Genomic DNA, 20377 nt, shown 5'->3' with positions numbered 1-20377 from the left:
CTAATCGTAATCTGCCAGTATTTTTTCGGCGTCAGCAGTGGGCAGTTTGCCATGATAGTGACCGTCAACCACCACCACCGGCCCTAAGGCGCAGCAACCCAGACAGTTTACTGTTTCCAGGGAAAACTTAAGGTCAGGCGTAGTTTCACCGGCTTTGATACCCAGTGATTTTTCCAGCCTGTCCAGTATTTTGGGTGCCCCAAACACATGGCAGGCAGTACCTACGCAAACACTCACATTGTGCTTACCTTTGGGAATCACGCTGAAAAGTTTATAAAAAGTGGCCACATGATAGACCCGGTTTACCGGTACGTTAAGAGCTTGGCTGACTTTATACAAGGCCTCTTTGGGAAGCCAGTTATATTCTTTTTGGATTTTAAGGAGTACCTGAATAAGCATATCAGCTTTATCACGGTAACCGTCCAGGATATTATCCAGCTTTGACAGGTCTATAACCTCAGGTGCTTTGGTTTCACAATTACACATGCTGTTCCTCACGTTTGGCTTCAGTTTTGGCCTTGGCTTTTTTCTCAGCCAGCTTGCCCAGCCCCATAACCACGCCGTCTATAATAGCCTCCGGTCTGGCGGCACAACCGGGCACATATACGTCCACCGGTATTACCTTGTCTACCCCGCCCAGTATATTCGGGCAGTTATGGAAAACACCGCCGCTGCAGCCGCAGGTGCCGATAACTATTACTACCTTCGGGTCAGGCATTTGCTGGTACAAGTTTTGCAAAACACGGTAATTACGCTTATTGGCCGGGCCGGTTACCAGAAGTACATCCGAGTGTTTGGGGTTACCCATGTTAACAATGCCGAAGCGTTCAACATCATAAAGGGGGGTAAGACAGGCCAGTATTTCAATATCACAGCCGTTACAGCTGCCGCAGTCAAAATGGAGCAGCCAGGGTGATTTTATTTGAGATTTAGTAACAAAATCCACTTAAACCCCTCCCAGTGCTGAAAGTCCGATAAGATTAACCAAAGCCAGACCCAAACCGAACATCCAGGAGATTTTGAGCATGGAAGACCAGGTAAGGCGGGCGGTAATATTGTCAATCAGTAGCACCAAAAACCAGCAGCCCAGTGCCAGGGCAACGCCGGGCACAATACCCGGAAGCCACATGAGAGAAATAAAGCCCAGCACCAGTATCAGCTCATACATGTGGGCAATCTCTATAAGCCCCAGGTGGATACCTGAATATTCGATAAATACACCCTTCACCAGTTCCTGATGGGCATGCTCCGAAGAAGATATATCAAACGGGGATTTACGCATAAGAATAACCAGTACCAGAACCAGGGCTAAAAGTATGGGCCACAAAGAAGGCAGCAAGGGCTGGTCTATTTCGGAAATCATGAAACTGCCGTTAGCAACATAAAGCCCGATAGCCGTTATAATCAAGATAGGTTCATAGGAGAGTATTTGCAAAAGTTCCCGGTTAGCACCAATCTGGCTGTACGGGGAACGGGTGGCAAAAGCACCCACAACCAGAAACACATCGGCCACCCCCAGCACCAGCACAATCAGCAGCAGGTCCTGGCCGAGGAAAAACATGACCGTAGCCGCCATGATAAACAGCAGGTAACCTATAGAACCAACGGCCTGCATACGGCCGGTAATCATGCGGCGTTTAGCTAAAAGTTTGATAGTATCATAAACCGGCTGAAGCAGGGGCGGGCCGAATCTGCCCTGCATTCGGGCTGTCAGTATGCGGTCAAGACCGCGGAGCAAACTGCCCAGTACCGGGGGTAAAACCAGAGCTAAGGCAACCAGCAACCATTCATTCATATCAGCACCACTACCAGCATACTAACCAGTATCAAAAGGCCAGCTATTTTTAGCCCGGTATCCAGATGGGGGTTGGCAAACTGGGTGTCAAGATACATAGACCCCAGCTTTAGTTTAGTTTCACCGTCAGCCACCGAATAAAAACTGTCCGCTGAGGTGCTGACATTTTCACCGCACATATAGGCAGTGCTGAGGTTTTTGGTTTTAGGCTTAAATAAAACCGGCACCAGTATAATGGCTATGGCCAGCAGGATAAACAGCGGCCACACAGTAAATAACCCGGCCGCACTGCCGAAAAATCCGTTTGAAGTGTCAATGGCATTCGGATAGAAAGCAGTTACCGCCGGTAAAATAAAGCTTTCATAGAAGGGTATCACCCCTATACTGAACACTCCGGCAAAAGCCAGCAGTACAATCAAAGGGGCGTGGTATAAAAATGAAAAACGCTCAAAACGTATTTTTTCTATACCCGGCGTTACGCTGAAAAAGCGGCCCAGCCATTTTACCCAGAAAACGGTAGTAGCTGCCGAGCCTATAATCAGCAGCAGGAACACCAGGGGTGAGATAAACCCGGACATAGCTGAAGTGGCCTCTATAGCCGCCCATTTGCCCAGCAGCATACCGAAAGGCACCAGCATCATGGAGAGAATACCGGCTATAGTTATACCGGCAATTAAAGGGTAACGGCGTACCAGCCCCTCCATGTTTTCAATATCACGGCTGCCCAAAGAGTGGTCTATGACACCCACGCACATAAAGAGCAAGGCTTTTGATATGGCATGAAAAATGGTGAGCACAATGGCAGCAGTAATTGCCAAAGGGGTATTTATACCCACACACATAATAATAAGCCCCAGGTTTGAGATGGTGGAGTAGGCTAAAACTTTCTTGGATTCACGCTGGCTGATGGCCATAATGGCGGTAACCATAAAAGTAAATGCCCCGAACAGGGCAATTAACGTAGCTAAAGATGTATCAGTAATAGCCGGTGCCAGCCGGATAGAAAGGTAAATACCCGCTTTTACCATAGTGGAGGAATGAAGCAGGGCGGAAACAGGTACGGGTGCCACCATTGCCCCCAGAAGCCAGCCCTGAAACGGCACCTGGGCTGATTTGGTAAAAGCCGCCATAAACAGGAAGAAGAGTGGCGCCATGGCTACGGCCGGGTTAGTTATAAGAGCCTGCAGGGAAATACTGTCATAATTTGTAAAGACATAAATAATAGCCAGTACAAATCCCAGACCGCCTATCAGATTCATCCACAAAGCCCTAAAAGCATTGTTGATGGCTTCCTTGGTTTGTTCATGGCCAATCAGGGCAAAGCAGCATAAAGTGGTTATTTCCCAGAAAAAGTATATCCAGAGGAGGTTATCAGAAAAGACAATGCCGTTCATAGCACCCAGCAGTATGGTCATAAAGAAGAAGAAACGGGGCTGGCGGGTGACGCTTAGGTGCTGGTGATGCTCATGGTCTTTCATGTATTTGATGGCGTAAAGAAGTATAAGCGAACCGATAATGGAAATAATGAGGCACATTATTATCGAAAGCTGGTCAATAAAGAAAGCCGGTTCGGACGCAAGCGGTACGGAGGGTGCCCAGACAAACTCAAACAGGCCCAGGAGAATTATCTGGGAAAGCACCAGCCCGGAGGTTAAAACACCTCTGGCACTCCAGCCGTTTTTAAGGATATCTTTCACACCCACAAACAGGAAAAATACCAGCAAAGCATAATCCAGCACCAGAATAACACTGTCCCACTGGTGGGCGGGGCTGTATTCAATGGGCAAATTTCCCTGGGAAAACAGCAAAATGGAACTGCAGATGAGTACAATAGCTGACAGAGCAACCAGCCCGGACCGGAGAAGGGTATTTTTCAGAAAAAGGCAAACCAAGCCGGCGGTAAATGGGAAGAGAACGGCTATAGCAATAAGACTACTGGCCAAAATCTAATCTTCCTTTTTTAGTAATGTCTACCCCGGGCATAAAGACATACGTATGCAAAAGACAATAGAATACCCAAAAGTAGCTTAAGTGGCGGTATTGTAACACACTAAATGCCCTTTGGCAAGGCTGAAAAAACAGGCTATTGGAGCTTTAAAACACTTAGAAATGCTTCTTTGGGCACTTCCACTTTGCCAATCTGGCGCATTTTCTTCTTGCCTTCCTTCTGCTTATCCAGAAGTTTGCGCTTACGGGTAATATCACCGCCGTAACATTTGGCAATTACGTCTTTGCGCTTGGCGGATATATCAGCCCGGGCCACAATCTTGCTGCCGATAGCCGCCTGAAGGGTGACCTGATATAGCTGCCGGGGTATCATTTCCTTCAGCTTCTTTACAAGCGCCTCACCAATTTCATGGGCTTTATCCGGAGGAATAATGCGGCTGAAAGCATCTACCGCAACATCATTTACCAGTACGTCTATCTTTGAAAGGTTGGCAATGCGGTAACCAACAAATTCGTAGTCCAGTGAAGCATAACCCTGAGTCCGGCTCTTAAGCTGGTCATGAAAGGTGGTGAGTATGGAACGAAGCGGCATATCATAATGAAGCTGTACCCGCTGTCCAAGCTCACTCATAGCCAGCTGCCCCAGATACTCGGTATTTTTATATACGCCGTAATTTTCCCGGACCAAATCCATAACCGTACCGATATATTTTGAGGGCGTTATAATCACTACCGAAACCCACGGCTCTTCAATACTGGCAATCTCGTGGGGAAGGGGCATCTCGTTAGGGTTTACGACTGTAAGAACCTCACCGCTGGTACGGGTGACTGTCAGGCTGACACCGGGGGAGGTGACTACCAGTGAAAGGTTAAACTCACGTTCCAGCCGTTCTACAATTATATCCAGATGGAGCAGCCCCAAAAAACCGCAGCGGAAACCATGCCCTAAAAGCGGGCTGGATTCTGGTTCATAAGACAGCGAGGCATCATTCAGACTCAGCTTTTCCATAGCCTCACGCAGTTCGTGATAATCATCTGTCTGAGTGGGATAAATACCGGCAAAAACCATGGCCTTGGCCGGGTGATAACCTATAAGCGGCTGGATTGCACCCCCGTGCTGCAAAGTAACTGTATCACCCACCCGGCATTCGCCCACAGACTTAAGTCCAGTGGCTACATAGCCTACATCACCTACGTCTAACCTCAAAGCGGCAACCTGGGCAGGGGCAAAATACCCGGCTTCAAGCACCTTGAATTCCGTACCCTGTCCCATCAGGCGTAAATCATCACCCTTGTTTATATTCCCGTCTGCCACCCGCAGGTAGGCAACCACACCCTTATAAGGGTCATAATGCGAATCAAATATAAGCGCCCGCAGGGGCAGCTTGCCATCACCCTTGGGGGCAGGCACTCTGGCTACGATAGCTTCCAGCAGTTCCGGCACGCCCAAACCCAGTTTGGCACTTATCTGAATTACGGCATCTTCGTCATAACCCAGTACGCTTTTAATTTCGCCCATTACCCGCGGAATATCAGCCCCTGGCAGGTCTATCTTATTGATAACCGGAATAATTTCCAGGTTGTACTCTATGGCCAGGTAAACATTGGCTAGAGTCTGGGCCTGAATACCCTGAGTTGCATCTATAACCAGAATAGCCCCTTCGCAGGCGGCAATAGTCCGTGAAACTTCATAGGAAAAATCCACGTGTCCGGGAGTATCTATAAGGTTCAGGCGGTATTCATGGCTATCCTTTGACAGATAGCGCAGGCGGATAGCCTTGGCTTTTATGGTTATGCCGCGCTCACGTTCCAGCTCCATGCTGTCCATGACCTGTTCGCACATTTCATCATGCCGGAGTGTACCCGTCATTTCTATCAGGCGGTCAGCCAGAGTGGATTTGCCGTGATCTATGTGGGCAATAATGCAGAAATTTCTTGTAGCGGATTGACTCATATCACCAACTTTTAACTATACACTTGTATACTGCCGGATATATAAATTAGCGTATTTTCACCTTTAAGGCAAGAAACGCCAGAAAACCTCGTTTGAAAGCAAGCGTCCTCTGGGAGTCAGGCTGATACCGCCATCAGATTTTTCTAAAAGGCCCAGGCCCGTGCATTCCTGTATAACCGGAAAATATTTGTCCATCACATGTTGCCCGAAGCGGTTTTCAATATCTTCGGCAGTTATACCCTTATCCAGCCGAAGACCCAGTATGATGGTTTCAGCCAGTTGATTTTCCAAATCTAGATATATATTTTCAGATGGCGTCGGCGGGAGGTCATTTTGCCATCTGTTTAAATATTCATCCAGGCTGGAGGTATTTGCCAGCCGCCAATTCTCAAGAAAGGAGTGCCCGGCCGCTCCCAGACCCAGATACGGCCTGTTTTGCCAGTAGGTAAGGTTATGGCGGCTTTCGTATCCCGGTTTAGCCCAGTTAGATATCTCATAATGGCGGTATCCGGCTTTCGCCAGTATGTCTTCGGCGGCTTGATACTGGTCAGCCGCAGTTTCGGCATTTATTTCAGGCAGCAATCCTTCTTGCACCTGCCGGTACATAGGTGTATCTTCTTCTAAAGTCAGGCCGTAAAGTGAGATATGTTCCGGAGCAAGTGCCAGCGCTTCTGCCAGATTTTTTTTAAAAGAACTAACGCTGGAATCCGGCAGGCCATATATAAGGTCAAGGCTGATATTATTAAAGCCGGCAGCTCTGGCCTGTTTATATGCTTGACGGGCTTTTGCGGCATTATGCAGCCGCCCAAGCATTGTCAGTTCGGCACCCGAAAAGCTTTGGATACCCAGACTTAAGCGGTTTATGCCCAGGCTTTTTATTTCTGGAAGATAAGGCAGGGCCAGCGTACCGGGATTTGCCTCAAAGGTAATTTCCGCATCCGGCAACAAATGTGCCGCAGTGCGTATACCGGCTAAAATATCTGCCACTTGCGAAGGGGATAAGAGGCTGGGTGTGCCGCCGCCAAAATACAGGCTGTGAAAGTAAAGCCCGCTTGCCCTGGACTTTATTTCTTTTCTAAGGCATTTTACATAATCAGGCAGGCAATCCAATCTTGCAGGGTAAGAAACAAACGAGCAGTATCCGCATTTTTGCAGGCAAAAAGGGAAGTGGAGATATAAGGCAAGGCTGGTGTCTGTCATAAAAGTATTATATCAGGATTGGGCAGCGGAGGCAGTAGAAGGTTCAAACGGTATTAAAACACCATCGCTTAGGGTATATACCCTGGTAGCAACCGCTAGAGGGAAATTGCCGTGGGTAGCTACTACCAACCCGGCTTTGCCTGCTTTTACCGGTGAGAGCAGCATCTCTATTATTTCAGCCCCGGTTTCGGGGTCTACATCACCGGTGGGCTCATCTGCCAGTATTATTTCGGGTTTGGCGGCCAGTGTCCGGGCAATAGCCACCCTTTGCTGCTGCCCGATACTTAGCTCGGCGGGCAGGTTTTGAAGCCTGTCCGATAGTCCCAAATCCGCTAAAATACGGTGAATCCGCTCTGATTTTTCAAGTGGCGAGAGTGCGGAATTACGCAAAACGATTGCCACGTTTTCATATGTATTCCACGAACCAATCAGATTGAAATTCTGGAAAATAATGCCCAGGCGGCTTCGGCGGAGTTCAGAACGCTGCGAATTGCCAAGTGTATTTAATTCCCGCCCGTCAAAAAGCACCTTTCCCGAATCCGGATTGTCTAAACCGGATAATATCCAGAGGAGAACGGACTTACCTGCCCCGCTCTTGCCGCGGATAACCACCACTTCACCCGGCTCAACCCTCAGATTGATATCCTGTAAAACGGGTATGGATTGGACACCTTTCCGGAAAGAACGGCGAAGATGTATGGCTTCCAGGCTGGACTTTTTCATTCTAGAGCCCCCTCAGGCTTTCAGCCGGGCGCATTGAGGCTGCGCTTAAGGCGGGGATTATCCCGGCTATTATTCCGCCGGCCATGGCCAGACCGAAAGCGCTCAGCGTGACCGTCCAGTCAATTCCCAGCGTATCCTGGCTGACAATTCCGCTGAGACTGGCAAACGGCACAGTGTCTATAAGTATAATACCCAGCAAAATACCTGCTCCGGCTCCGATAAGTGCCTGTATAACTGACTGACTGGTTATTTGCCAGACAATAGTGCTGTTGTTAAGGCCTATGGCTTTTAAGATACCGATATCCCGCCGCCGTTCCAGTACCGCCGAATATTCAGATTTCAAGGCCAGAGCAATTACGCTTATAAGTAAAATACCTGAAATCAGCCAGATGCCATTTTCACCTATGCCCATGGCGGTTGAAGCTGGTTTGGAACAGGCATAAGTGGAAACCAGACTACGGTCACCCATTATTTCTTCTACCTGATTTATAGCCTGGTAATGTACATTTGCACCGGCAGATTCCACCAGTATAATGTTGGTTGCATCTGATGGCAGAGCAGTATTAAGGCGGGTATTTATAAGACTGCGAAGCTCGTTTATAGGCATATAGACATCAGCTTTGCCGGGGCGTATGCCCGCATTTATAATTCCCCCCACCTGAAAGCTCTGTCCGCCTATATCCAGCCGGAAACCTACCGGAAGGTTTTCAGCCAGAGCAAAGGATTCCTCAAGCATGACCAGCCCGGTATCAGTTGGGGTAAGGAATTCGCCCTGGATAATATCCCCGGCGGCACAGCAGTTAGTTTTAACTGCCGTGTCATTAAGAGGGTCAAAACCTGCTACCAGAGTGTATTTAGCGGTGGCTTCGTCGTAAAAACGGAACAGAATAAAAGCCGAGGCATCTTTTACGGTATCAAGTGCCGTTATCTGGCTGACAATATCAGCTGAAATTACTTTTGCCGGAGTATTGTTAGCTATAAAACCTTCGTGAAGCGGATCTTTCAGGTCTACAGCACAGGCTTCAGTATTGCACTGGGGGAGATAAGTTATGAAATGAGTACCGGTAGAATTAAGTACCGCAGTAGAGGCGTCCTGGGAAAAACTGAGCACTGAAAACAATACTACGACAATGGCCAGTGCTAAGCTGTAGCCCAGCATGTTGCCAATGCTGCGGGCAGGACGGCGGATAATTTCTATCCAGGCGTAATGCAAAATCTCTTTCAAATAATCTCACCTGTTGGCTGTTTAAAAAAGATTATTTCAGAAAACTGCTTTTGTCAATCATTTTTATTGCAATTCACACCAGTTGCAGCAAAATACAAATAGTTACTGAGGGGTAAATGAGAATTGTATGGGCAAGCACCCAAATATTGCTTGACTAAAATGGCTGATAAAAAACGGGAAATAATATCTGCGGCTTATGCGGAGGAGTGCCTGGCTGGCAGGACAGGATACTGCGGTGCATCGTGTTACAGATGCTTACCAAAGCTATATAATCACAAACGGATTTACTTGGAAGGGGCACTGCGGTAATGGATGTTCCACTTGGCAGCCAGAGAAGCAATATATGCCCGGCTTTCAGGTGAAACTGCACGGTTAAGTTCGGCTAAAAAGCCGTGCAGAAGCTCTCCGCCTGTCATACCGGGCATAGGCTCTTCCGGACCGGGCAGATTGATATACACAATCTCGGTCATAACCTTCTGGTATTCAATTGCTACACCCATATTGCACCTCTTTTACCCCCTTGATGGGATATGTGCAAGGGGGTTATTAACGCCCGCTGCTATTGCGGTAGTGAATATTCCACTTGGATGCCAGAGTGCTTACAAAAGCCCTTGTCTCAGCTGAAGGAGCCCGGTTGAGCTCAGCCAAAAAGCCATGCAAAAGTTCCCCGCCAGTCATGCCGGGTTGAGGTTCTTCAGGCCCTGGCAGGTTTACATACACGATTTCGGTCATTTGCTTCTGGTAATCAATTGCAGTTCCCACGCAGCACCTCTTTCAAATTTTGTTATGGAGCGGGTGACGGGATTCGAACCCGCGACGTCTTGCTTGGGAAGCAAGCACTCTACCGCTGAGTTACACCCGCAAGTTTTGAGGCTATTTTAGAGCAATTCGGCCGAATAGTAAAGGGCTTGGCAGCTTTCCGGCTTGTTTAGCCGTACAAAATATCGGCTTTGCTCCCGGCCAGCCTAAGTTTGCCTGATAAGATGCATTATCTCCTTTATGCTGGGGGTTTTGCCATACATGAGCAAAAAGATTCTGAATAATTTGGCGGCCAGACCGAAAAAAAACCAGATAGTGAGCGCAAGGAGAATAGCCGCCAGTACAATTTCCCATACAGGTATGCCGATACCCATCCGCATAATAATAGTAAGGGGTGAGGTAAGGGGAAACAGGGAAAGTATCTGGTTAAGCAGGTTGTCACCGCCGTCTAAGATAAAGGGCATAATGTAAAAAGGAAAGGCGGCTGACATGGTGACAATAACTGACAGCTGCTGCCCGTCACGTACGTTAGAGGTTACAGCACCTATGGCCGCCATCATGATTGCGTACAGGAAGTAACCCAGTATAAAGAAAACCAGACAGACTATAATCATATCTGCCGGTATAGACAAAGCACCCAGAATATCACCGAAAGTGCTGGTGGCAAATTTTACCAAGCCCCAGGCACAGACCAGCCAGAAGGCAACTTGTATAAGACCTGCCAGCCCCAGCCCTATTATTTTACCGGTCATAAGTTCACGGGTGGTAACAGAGGAGAGGAGTACTTCCATAATACGGTTTTCCTTTTCCTCACTAAGACCCTGCAGCAGATAACCCGAAGCTGTAAATATGGACATCAGCAAAAGTATGCCGAATAGATAGGAAACAATATAATTGGGAATGCCGCCCTGACCGGGTGCCGGCTGGCCGGTTTCGTCTATAACGGTACTTATCAGGGCAAACGGGTTTTGCACCCGGCCTAAGATATCAGTATCAACCTTGCCATCCAAAAGATTGGAGGTTAGAAAATTGGATATAGCGTAGGTGATATCGCCGCCGGGGTTTGTCTCGGCCTGCATGGTAAAACGCTGAATGATACCCGTATTTATATAATCCTCAGGTATGATAAGAAACTCGTCCAGTTCCCCGCTTAGCATATTATCAACTGCGGTTTGAGAATCTGTTTGGGGCACCAGTACAACCCCCGGCTGGTCCTGATAGCCGCTGAAAATACCTGTGTTGTCCACGTAGCCCACTTGAAGCGGTTCGGAAGTATCCGGCTGTGCGTTTATATTCTGGATTAGCATACCTACTAAAATACCCACCAAACCAATCACCGGCAAAGCCAGCGAGGTTATTACAAACCCCTTGCGCTTGATAGTTGACATAAACTCGTGCTTTAAAACAATACTGTATTTAGACATTTTTCTTACCTGCAATGCTGATAAAGATATCATTTAGAGTGGGGGTGGCCACCTCAAAGCGGTGAATAACCAGCCCGCTGTTCACCAGCTGCACCAGCACATCCTGGGTAGTGGTGCTGCCGTTTAGTATAATATGGGCTTTGCCGTTCTTGGCTTGCAGGTCGCTTATTTTATCCAGCCGAGGGAATTCGCCATCGTAATCTACCTCAAGAGTATTACTGCGGTAGCGGTTTTTGATATCCGCCAGATTACCGTAGAGCACCTGCTGGCCTTTATTAAGCATGCAAACGCGGTCACACATTTCTTCTACTTCATTCATGCGGTGGGTGGAAAGAATAAGTGATTTGTTCTGGCTGCGCAGTTCCATCATAAGGTCTTTTACCAGCTGGACATTTACCGGGTCCAGACCGTTAAAAGGCTCGTCTATTATCATCAGAGCCGGGTCATGGATAATCGTGGAAACCAGCTGAACCAGCTGTCCCATGCCATGAGAAAGCTGTTCTATTTTCTTTTCGGCATGAGCCGAAAGTCCTACCTTTTCCAGTAACTCCAGCGCTCTTGCCCTGGCGGCAGACGGATTCATACCTTTCAGGCTGGCCAGATATACCAGGGAATCAATTATTTTCTGCTTGCGGTAAAGACCGCGCTCCTCAGGCAGGTAACCGATATGGTTTTGGGCATCAGCATCCATGGGTTTATCCAGTATAAGTACCTTGCCGCTGTCAGGTTTGATAATATCCATTATCATCCGGATGGTGGTAGTTTTACCCGCTCCGTTCGGCCCAATCAGCCCCATAATCTGCCCCCGCTCAAGGCTAAGTGATAAATCATTCACTATAACATTGCGGCCGTATATTTTGGTTATGCCATGTGTCTCTATTACACTCATAGACTACTCCCCGGTATGGTTTAAACCCGGCTAAACTAAATTTCTTCTACCAGCCTGCCGCTTATTACTGAAGCAGGCTGTTCGTTAAGTATATCTGACAAAGGGCGGGCAAACTCGTCTTCCATCTTGACCATCAGCCAGCCCATTTTAGTCCGCAAAAGCGAATAACCGCCTTTAAGTTTTTCACCTTGAAGGTTTATAACTAGATGCCCTGTGCTGTAAGATTCCTCCAGTGTTTTGCCGTCTTTCAGGTTCTGAAAAGTGCCCCTGTCCCAGACTATAACTTTACCGGCACCATATTCCCCGGCCGGTATTACCCCTTCAAAAGAGGCATACTGCATGGGGTGGTCTTCGGTGGCAACCGCCAGCCTTTTTTCTTTGGGACTGGCAGACGGTCCTTTGGGCACAGCCCATGACTTTAATACACCGTCAATTTCCAGCCTGAAATCATAATGCAAATGGCTGGCAAGATGTTTTTGCACAACAAACACGGGGTTAGCGGATGGCGGGCTTTTTGTCCCTGACGGTTCGGCGGTTTTATTAAAATCACGTTTGCGGTTATATTCTTCCAGCGGGCTGGCAGGCATAACAAGTTTACTCCTCAGACGTGCTTATTGTTGTATAATATAACGGTTCCGGCCTAAAGTCCAGACACTTTAGGGGAGATGGAGAAGCATATGGATGAACCTGTTATTTCCCTAAGTGATATTAAGAATAATTTGCATACCTGTCTTATGGGCAGGGAAATAATATATCTGCCCGAAACTGCATCTACCCAGACAACCGCTATGGATATGGCACGCAAAGGTTCCCAGGAGGGTACTTTGGTAATAACCGGAAAACAAACCGAGGGGCATGGACGCCTGAAAAGACTATGGGTATCGCCCCAGGGTAATATCTATATGTCCCTGATACTGCGCCCGAATCAAAATCAGCTTTCCCGCCTGATAATGGCTGCTTCGCTGGCAGTCAGCTTTGCCATAGAGAATACCACCGGCCTGATTGGTGAGCTTAAATGGCCGAATGATATCCTGATAGACGGCAAGAAAGTGTGCGGTATGCTGGTGGAAAATGATATACGTGACGGGCAGGTAAACTTCAGTACGGTGGGGCTGGGTATAAACGTAAATACAGATATGCAGTCATACCCCGAGCTAAAGGGTATTGCCACCAGCCTGATAAACCATACCGGCAAACCTGTCAGCTGTGAAAAGCTGATAGTGAGCTTTCTGCATGAATTTGAAAGGCTGTATCTGGGCCTGAACGAATATGGCGAGTGCATTTTTGAAATGTGGAGAAAACGCTTGATTACTCTGGGTAAAGAGGTAGACGTAACAAGCGGCAAAGATACTTACCGGGGTATTGTGGAAAGCGTAGTTCCGGACGGCAGTCTGAAAATACGGCTGGCAGACGGTAATCTGGTGCATATAGTGGCGGGTGATGTAAGCCTGCGGCATGCGGAATGATATTTAATACACTAATATATAAAGAAGGCCTGCTCTAAAAGCAGGCCTTCTAATTTACATGACGGTAAAAAGCTATTCTTTAGTGTCTTTTTCAGTCTTGGGGTTCATCATGCCTTTACCCTTATCCATGAACATGCTGATAAGGTCTACCGGCACAGGGAAAATTATAGTGTTAGAGTGTTCTGAAGCAATTTCGGTCATGGTTTGCAGGTAACGCAGCTGGAGGCTGACCGGCTCTTTGGCAATAACCTTGCCGGCCTGAGCCAGTTTCTGGGAAGCCTGCATTTCACCTTCGGCATGAATAATCTTGGCGCGGCGTACCCGCTCGGCTTCAGCCTGAGCAGCCATAGACCGTTTCATAGCTTCGGGCAGTTCCACTTCTTTTATTTCTACAATGCTGACCTTGACACCCCACGGGGCAGTGGCTTCATCTATAATCTGCTGAAGTATCTGGTTCAGTTTTTCACGCTGGGAGAGCAGTTCGTCAAGCTCTGACTGGCCAAGTACATTCCTGAGGGTAGTCTGGGAAATCTGGGAAGTAGCCCGGTAATGGTCAACCACTTTCACCACCGAGGCTTCAGGGTCTACCACTCTGAAATAAACCACGGCGTTAACCCTTACGGTGACATTATCACGGGTAATGACTTCCTGTCCGGGTACATCCATAGTGACTACCCGCAGGTCAACCTTTACCATACGGTCTACAAAGGGGATAAGGAAAAATAAACCCGGCCCTTTGCCGCCGATAAGCCGCCCCAGCCGGAATATGACACCCCGTTCGTATTCGGCAACTACCTTGACGGCCATACTGAGTATCAGCAGCAGTATAACCAGAACCACCCCGACCGTTATTAAAGTGTTCAGGGTTTCCTCCATTTATTCACTCCTTTCCATTTTGACGTACAATTTCAGTCCTTCCAGACGTACTATTACTACTTCCTGTCCCACTTCGGCAGAGCCGTTTTCAATATGCGCCGCCCATATCTCCCCGTCATACAGCACTTTGCCTTCGGGGTTGAGCGGGGTTTTTACCAGAGCTTTTTTGCCGTACAGCTCTTCTTTGCCGGTGGCAGCCTGTTTTAGGTGGGCGCTGACCACCTGATTTACCACAAAAATTATTACCAGTACAGCTATAATTATTAAAGGGACTATCCAATACCAGCTCATACTTACTCCTTTGCCGGCCAATACAAGACGACTAAAGTATATTGCTTTAAGGTATAATATTTCAATAACTTTACTACTATTTGCTTGGTCAGGCCGGGTATTGTAAAATCTACAGACTAACTTTAAACGGAGTAGAAGAACATGATTGCGCGTTGTAAAGGCTGCAGTGATTTATTGCCCGAAGATATGCTTCGGTTCAGGTATATAGAAAGCATTTTCCATGACAGTTGCATTACCTGGGGTTACGAAGAAGTGCGTACCCCCATGCTGGAATACCTAAGCCTGTTTACCTCAAGCGGCACACTTACCCCCCAGATGCTTAAAAGGGTATATTCCTTTTTGGACTGGGACGGCTGGAGCGGCGAAAGGGTGGTACTGCGGCCGGACGGCACTATACCGGCTGCCAGACTTTATATAGACAACCTCCAGGAAATGGAAGTTGCCCGTTTGTGCTATACCTCCAATATTTTCCGCTTTGATGAAACAGGCAAAAAATCCCGCGAAAACTGGCAGCTGGGGGCTGAAATTATCGGCGTTACCGGTTCGGAAGCTAATGCAGAGCTGATTACGCTGGCGTTGGAAACCCTGTCCAGACTGGGTTTTGAAGACGTGGAGCTAAGGCTTTCCCATTCCCAGCTTATAAAAGCGGTGCTGGCCCAGCTTGAGCCGAATGCTGATGAACAGCATAAAATATTTGATCAGCTGCTGGATGGGGACGTTGCCCTGATGAGCAGGCTTGAGGCCGAAAAGCCTGAGCTTTTCCGCACCCTGAAGCTCCTGATGGAAAACAAGGGCACTTCAGCCGCTTTCCTGAAAAATGTAATGGCCATGGCCGGGGCTGCCGGCGGTGACCTGGAAGAACCCCTAAATGATTTTATTGCCGGGGTAGACGTACTGGATAAGCTGGGTGTCAGCTACCAGATAGACCTTGCCTCCGGTAAAGGTTTTGAATACTATACCGGGGTAATTTTCCATTTGTTCGTAAACGGCGAACACGTGGGCGGCGGCGGCCGCTATGACAAGCTTATCCCCCTGCTGGGCGGTCCTGACAAACCGGCAGCCGGGTTTGCTTTGTATCTGAACCGCCTTATACCTATGATAGATGCCGAAGATATGTATGACATGGTAGAAGAAAAAATACTTATAAAATATGAAGGTGATAACCTTAAAAATGCCTACGAAATGGCTAACCTTATTCGCGAGTGCGGCATAAGCGCTGAGCTTTTTTACCCCGGTGTGGATACGGCCGCTTATGGCTGGGCGGTTACGGTTAAAGCGGCTGACAGCTATGAAGTAACAGACCTGATTGAAGACAAAACCACAGAGTTTAAAAATCAGGCCGAGGTAATATGCCTGCTAAGCGGTGAAGAAGATGCTTAGAGTGGCTCTGCCAAAAGGCAGATTACTTGGTGATACCAAAGCCCTGCTGGAAAAAAGCCAGTGGGGGCTTGACGGATATGTGGATAAGGCTAAAATATACTGCTTTAAATCAGTTTCCAACCCGGAAATGTCCGCCAAAATATTTCACGAGAAGGATATACCCATTCAGCTGGCCATAGGCAACTATGATTTGGGTGTCTGCGGGGCAGACTGGCTTACCGAACTGACTTCACGTTACCCTTCCAGTAGTATAGTCAAACTGAAAAATCTGGGCTATGGGCATGGCGCTTTATATGCGGCAACGGCTGTAAACAGCCCGTATGACAGCCTGGCGGCGCTTTCCGCCTGCAGTACCCGCATACGCATAGCCAGCGAATACCCGAATATCGCCGAGGCATTTGCCATGCAGCTGCGGCTTAAAAATTTCAGTATTTTCCCGCTTTGGGGTTCGGCAGAGGCTTATCCGCCGGATACCGCTGAAGTGGTTATTCTGCCGCGCAAGTCCGAAGCGGACCTGGCTAAAAAGAATCTGCGTTCCATCGCCAAAGTGCTGGATTTTAAAGCCTATCTGATAGCCAACAGCCAGAGCCTTGAAGAAAAAGATCTGAGCGGGGCTATTTCATCTGTAATGGCAAATATCAGCCGGTATGTTGAACCCAAAGCAGAAGATATTAAGATTGAACCAGTAAATGGCTGCCAGCCATCTTTTCTGGATATGCCTGATGATACTGTGCGTTTGGCACTGCCTGACGGGCATCAGCAGCCCCATGTCCGCAAGATACTGGATGCCGCAGGGATAGCTATTGAAGACTATCCATCTGCCACGGGCAATCACCGTCCGGCATTCGGCATAAACGGCATTGCGGTAAAGGTAATCCGCCCGCAGGATATGCCCATACAGGTAGCCAACGGCAATTTTGACCTGGCTATTACCGGGCGTGACTGGCTGACTGACCATCTTTACCAGTTCCCGACCAGCCCGGTAAAGGAACTGCTGGATTTGAAATACGGCTGGGTGAAACTGGTGGCGGTGGTGCATAACGATGTGCCGGTTTCCAATCTGGACGAACTGAAAGATTACTGCGGCAGCCGCGAAATGCGGATAGCTTCCGAATATACCAACATTTCTGACTTTTACGCCAGAAGCAACCACCTGGGGCATTACCGCATTGTTCCTACCTGGGGGGCTACTGAGGCTTTTCTGCCGGAAGATGCCGATATGCTGGTGGAAAATACCGAAACCGGCGGCACTATTGCCCGCCATAACTTGAAAATAATAGATACTTTATTTGAATCTACCGCCTGTGTTATAGCCAACTACCAGAGCGTAGTTTCCGCCGCCAAGAGCGAACGGATAAACACGGTAATAAGTATGCTTAAAAAGGCATTGGAGGCCTAAAGTAAAATGGAAATAATCCGCGGGTTTGCCCCAGCAGAAAAAAGGCTCTCCCGCCGGGATAAAGCCGGGTTCTTTCTGGACGAAACCCAGAGGGCCGAACTTGCCAAACGGCTGGGGGTTGACCCCGAAAAGGCTGTAAACGGCATAATTGACGATATACGCAAACAGGGTGACAAAGCTGTTTTAGAGTATACCCTGAAGTTTGACCGTGCCGCTATTTCAAAACTTGAGGTAAGCCCAGCCGAAATAAAGCAGGCCGCTGGTGAAATACCTGCCGAACTATTTGAAGCACTGAAACTTGCCGCCACTCAGGTGCGGGCTTATCACCACTTTCAGAAAGAGGCTGTCTGGAAAGCAGCTGAAATTATGCAGGGCAAACAGCTTATCCGCCCGCTGGAAAGGGTAGGCTTGTATGTACCCGGCGGCAAAGCTTTTTACCCGTCAACTGTGTTGATGACTGCTATTCCGGCCAAGGAAGCCGGGGTAGATGAAATAATACTGGTGACTCCGCCGGGAGCAGACGGAAAAATACCTGCGCCCACTCTGGCTGCCGCTTATATAGCCGGAGTAGACAAGGTGTTTGCCTGCGGCGGTGCTCAGGCGGTGGCAGCGCTTGCTTTCGGCACCAAATCTATTCCCAAAGTAGACAAGATATGCGGGCCGGGTAATATATTTGTTACACTTGCCAAAAAAGCCGTATTCGGGGTAGTGGATATTGACGGGCTTCAGGGCCCTAGCGAGGTATTGATACTGGCTGACCAGTATGCAAATGCCGAATACTGTGCCTCGGACATACTGGCCCAGGCCGAACATGACGTACTGGCTTCGCCTATTATGGTGACTACATCTGCGGAACTGGCAAAACGGGTGAATGATATTGTGGAGACAAAAGCTGGTAGCTGTGCCCGAAAGGATATTATCCGGCAGTCTTTAAGGGACAACGGGCTGATTGCGGTTGTGGATAATATGGATGAGGCCATTAAGCTGGCCAATATGTATGCCACCGAACATTTATGCCTGCTGGTAAAGGATTCAGAACAGTATTTATCCCGTATAAATCATGCTGGCTGTATCTTCTACGGGGAAAAAGCCAGTGTGGTAATGGGGGATTATGTAGCCGGGCCAAGCCATGCTTTGCCCACCTCCGGTACTGCCCGTTTCAGTTCCCCGCTTAATATACTGGATTTTGTAAAATATATAGATATTGTAAACGTGAGCAAAGAGGAAGTGACAAAGCTGGGGAAAGCCGCTGTCACTATTGCCAGAGCCGAAGGGCTGGAATGCCATGCCGAAGCCGCCTTAAAGCGGATGGAATAAGTGAGAACTGATATGACATATGATATGAAAAAATACATACGGACAGATTTAGAAGGGTTTGCCGGCTATTCTGCCTGCAAAGCACCGGAACTGGTAAAGACAAAAAACCGGATAATCAAGCTGGATGCCAATGAAAACCTGTACGGGGCTGCGCCAACTGTCCAAAAGGCTATGTCAACCTTTGACCAGTACCATATCTATCCTGACGCCACCCAATTTGAAATCCGCCGTTTGCTGGCGGAATATACAGGCGTAAATATGGAGCAGATTATCTGCGGGGCGGGCTCTGACCAACTGATAGACTTGCTGCTGCGGCTGTTTATAAACCCCGGAGATGAGGTTATTAACTGCCCGCCTACTTTCGCCATGTATAAGTTTTATACTGATTTGAACCGCGGAACCGTGGTCAATGTGCCGCGTGATGCCGGTTATGATGTAAATATCGGCGGCATTAAAAATGCACTTACCCCAAAAACCAAGCTTATATTCATAGCCGCCCCCAATAACCCCACCGGCACAGCCATAAGCAAAGAAGATATCCGGCAGATACTGGATTTGGGCGTACCCACTGTAATTGACGAAGCTTATTACGAATTTACCGGGCAGACTATGGTGACGGATATGCCCAGTTACCCGAACCTGATGATACTGCGCACCTTTTCTAAGTGGGCAGGGCTGGCTGGTCTGCGGGTGGGTTACGGGCTTTTCCCGCCGGTAATTGCAGATTACCTTTCACGTATCAAAGACCCGTATTCGGTTAATATTGCGGCTGATGCAGCCGTCCGCCAGACTATGCTTCAGCGCGAATATATGCTGGAAACTGTAAAAAAGATTGTGGATGAACGTAAACGGTTATATACTGAACTAAGTAAATTTAGCTGGCTGAAACCATATCCGTCTGCGGCTAACTTTATTTTGTGCAAGCTGCTTAAAGGCAAGGCTAAAGATGTTCAGCAGGCACTGGAGTCACAGGGCATTTTGGTAAGATGCTTTGATGCCCCAATGATGGAAAACTGCCTGCGGTTTTCAGTGGGCAAGCCCGAAGATACAGACGCACTGTTAAAAGCGCTTGGGGAAATGGGGGAATAACATGACCAAGAGAACAGCATCTATAAAAAGACAGACCACCGAAACCACCATAAGCCTTAGCCTGAATCTGGATGGCAGCGGTCAGGCTGAAATGTGCACCGGGGTCAGGCTGTTTGACCATATGCTCTCTCAGCTGGCCAAGCACGGTTTATTTGACATAAATGTTTCCGCTAACGGGGATGATATTCATCATCTGGTGGAAGATGTGGCGCTTACGCTGGGTAAAGCCTTTAACGAGGCCTTGGGGGAACGCAAGGGGATAGTACGGATGGCTGATGCCACTGTACCTATGGATGATTCCTTGGCGACAGTGGCCTTGGACCTGAGCGGCAGGGGATATGCGGTGGTGGACTTGCCCTTTTCCAAAAATGACCTTACCGGTTTTCCCACCGACCTGGTCAGACATTTTCTGGAGACCTTTGCCATTGAGGGGCGGCTTAATTTGCATGCCCGTATTTTATATGGGTCAAATGACCACCATAAGGCCGAAGCCCTTTTCAAAGCGCTGGCGCGGGCACTGGACAAAGCTACCAGTTTAGACCCCAGACGTGAGGGCATTGCCCCCAGCACCAAAGGCATGCTGGAAAACTGATTTAAATAGTTTATAGAATAAAAAAGGGGCGAAAAGCCCCTTTTTTATTTT

General features: G+C 48.3%; 21 protein-coding genes and 1 tRNA gene. 6 read left to right on the top strand and 16 right to left on the bottom strand.

Annotated elements, in window-relative coordinates:
• From DET_RS04500 to DET_RS04435, 14 genes are all read right to left on the bottom strand, one after another.
• The gene (locus tag DET_RS04500; RefSeq protein ID WP_010936590.1) at positions 1 to 486 is read right to left on the bottom strand and encodes a complex I 24 kDa subunit family protein; all 486 of its coding nucleotides are present in this window, start codon (positions 484 to 486) and stop codon (positions 1 to 3) included.
• Complete coding sequence (locus tag DET_RS04495; RefSeq protein WP_010936589.1) at positions 479 to 946, bottom strand: NADH-quinone oxidoreductase subunit B family protein; 468 nt, start codon at positions 944 to 946, stop codon at positions 479 to 481. The genes DET_RS04500 and DET_RS04495 overlap by 8 nt, the downstream gene beginning before the upstream one ends.
• Entirely contained in the window at positions 947 to 1795 is an 849-nt protein-coding gene (locus DET_RS04490; RefSeq protein ID WP_010936588.1) for an NADH-quinone oxidoreductase subunit H, read from the bottom strand.
• Positions 1792 to 3738, bottom strand: coding sequence for an NADH-quinone oxidoreductase subunit 5 family protein (locus tag DET_RS04485; RefSeq protein WP_010936587.1), 1947 nt, complete (start codon positions 3736 to 3738; stop codon positions 1792 to 1794). Before DET_RS04485 ends, DET_RS04490 begins: the two co-directional genes overlap by 4 nt.
• 140 nt (positions 3739 to 3878) lie before the next feature.
• Positions 3879 to 5696 (bottom strand): translation elongation factor 4, encoded by a 1818-nt coding sequence (lepA, locus tag DET_RS04480; RefSeq protein ID WP_010936586.1) that lies wholly within the window; start codon positions 5694 to 5696, stop codon positions 3879 to 3881.
• Between the two features lie 63 nt (positions 5697 to 5759).
• Positions 5760 to 6896, bottom strand: coding sequence for a radical SAM family heme chaperone HemW (gene hemW, locus DET_RS04475; protein ID WP_010936585.1), 1137 nt, complete (start codon positions 6894 to 6896; stop codon positions 5760 to 5762).
• Positions 6897 to 6908: 12 nt separating this feature from the next.
• Positions 6909 to 7619, bottom strand: a complete 711-nt coding sequence (locus DET_RS04470; protein ID WP_010936584.1) for an ABC transporter ATP-binding protein — start codon at positions 7617 to 7619, stop codon at positions 6909 to 6911.
• 1 nt (position 7620) lies between these two features.
• Positions 7621 to 8844 (bottom strand): ABC transporter permease, encoded by a 1224-nt coding sequence (locus DET_RS04465; protein WP_010936583.1) that lies wholly within the window; start codon positions 8842 to 8844, stop codon positions 7621 to 7623.
• A 284-nt stretch (positions 8845 to 9128) separates the two neighbouring features.
• Positions 9129 to 9344 (bottom strand): hypothetical protein, encoded by a 216-nt coding sequence (locus tag DET_RS04460; RefSeq protein WP_041223368.1) that lies wholly within the window; start codon positions 9342 to 9344, stop codon positions 9129 to 9131.
• A gap of 46 nt (positions 9345 to 9390) precedes the next feature.
• Positions 9391 to 9606 (bottom strand): hypothetical protein, encoded by a 216-nt coding sequence (locus tag DET_RS04455; RefSeq protein WP_010936581.1) that lies wholly within the window; start codon positions 9604 to 9606, stop codon positions 9391 to 9393.
• Positions 9607 to 9631: 25 nt separating this feature from the next.
• Positions 9632 to 9706 (bottom strand) — tRNA-Gly (locus tag DET_RS04450).
• 103 nt (positions 9707 to 9809) lie between these two features.
• Positions 9810 to 11027, bottom strand: a complete 1218-nt coding sequence (locus DET_RS04445; RefSeq protein WP_041223367.1) for an ABC transporter permease — start codon at positions 11025 to 11027, stop codon at positions 9810 to 9812.
• A complete protein-coding gene (locus DET_RS04440) occupies positions 11020 to 11916 on the bottom strand; it encodes an ABC transporter ATP-binding protein (protein ID WP_010936579.1) in 897 nt (298 codons plus the stop codon). Before DET_RS04440 ends, DET_RS04445 begins: the two co-directional genes overlap by 8 nt.
• 35 nt (positions 11917 to 11951) lie before the next feature.
• Positions 11952 to 12503: a DNA polymerase ligase N-terminal domain-containing protein gene (locus DET_RS04435; RefSeq protein WP_010936578.1), complete on the bottom strand. Its 552-nt coding sequence runs from the start codon at positions 12501 to 12503 to the stop codon at positions 11952 to 11954.
• Positions 12504 to 12593: 90 nt separating this feature from the next.
• On the opposite strand from DET_RS04435, the gene DET_RS04430 reads away from it, so the two are divergent.
• Positions 12594 to 13382, top strand: a complete 789-nt coding sequence (locus DET_RS04430; RefSeq protein ID WP_041223366.1) for a biotin--[acetyl-CoA-carboxylase] ligase — start codon at positions 12594 to 12596, stop codon at positions 13380 to 13382.
• Between the two features lie 72 nt (positions 13383 to 13454).
• Here the strand turns inward: DET_RS04430 and DET_RS04425 are convergent, their stop codons facing one another.
• On the bottom strand, positions 13455 to 14258 hold the full coding sequence (locus DET_RS04425) for a slipin family protein (protein WP_010936576.1): 804 nt from the start codon (positions 14256 to 14258) through the stop codon (positions 13455 to 13457).
• On the bottom strand, positions 14259 to 14549 hold the full coding sequence (locus tag DET_RS04420) for an NfeD family protein (protein WP_010936575.1): 291 nt from the start codon (positions 14547 to 14549) through the stop codon (positions 14259 to 14261).
• A gap of 141 nt (positions 14550 to 14690) precedes the next feature.
• On the opposite strand from DET_RS04420, the gene DET_RS04415 reads away from it, so the two are divergent.
• Genes DET_RS04415 through hisB form a run of 5 tightly spaced genes read left to right on the top strand, consistent with a single transcriptional unit; the run spans position 14691 to position 20326 of the window.
• Positions 14691 to 15929 carry an ATP phosphoribosyltransferase regulatory subunit gene (locus DET_RS04415; RefSeq protein WP_010936574.1) on the top strand — a complete coding sequence of 413 codons (1239 nt, stop codon included), beginning with the start codon at positions 14691 to 14693 and terminating at the stop codon, positions 15927 to 15929.
• Positions 15922 to 17328: an ATP phosphoribosyltransferase gene (gene hisG / locus DET_RS04410; RefSeq protein ID WP_010936573.1), complete on the top strand. Its 1407-nt coding sequence runs from the start codon at positions 15922 to 15924 to the stop codon at positions 17326 to 17328. Before DET_RS04415 ends, hisG begins: the two co-directional genes overlap by 8 nt.
• Positions 17329 to 17334: 6 nt before the next feature.
• Positions 17335 to 18645 carry a histidinol dehydrogenase gene (gene hisD / locus DET_RS04400; RefSeq protein WP_010936572.1) on the top strand — a complete coding sequence of 437 codons (1311 nt, stop codon included), beginning with the start codon at positions 17335 to 17337 and terminating at the stop codon, positions 18643 to 18645.
• A gap of 12 nt (positions 18646 to 18657) precedes the next feature.
• The gene (hisC, locus tag DET_RS04395; RefSeq protein ID WP_010936571.1) at positions 18658 to 19734 is read left to right on the top strand and encodes a histidinol-phosphate transaminase; all 1077 of its coding nucleotides are present in this window, start codon (positions 18658 to 18660) and stop codon (positions 19732 to 19734) included.
• Position 19735: 1 nt separating this feature from the next.
• Positions 19736 to 20326 carry an imidazoleglycerol-phosphate dehydratase HisB gene (gene hisB / locus DET_RS04390; protein ID WP_010936570.1) on the top strand — a complete coding sequence of 197 codons (591 nt, stop codon included), beginning with the start codon at positions 19736 to 19738 and terminating at the stop codon, positions 20324 to 20326.
• The last annotated feature ends 51 nt before the right edge of the window (positions 20327 to 20377 follow it).

Origin of the sequence: Dehalococcoides mccartyi 195, assembly GCF_000011905.1 — a bacterium.
In the GTDB taxonomy this organism is placed as follows: domain Bacteria; phylum Chloroflexota; class Dehalococcoidia; order Dehalococcoidales; family Dehalococcoidaceae; genus Dehalococcoides; species Dehalococcoides mccartyi.
This window is presented reverse-complemented; position numbering and strand designations above follow the sequence as displayed.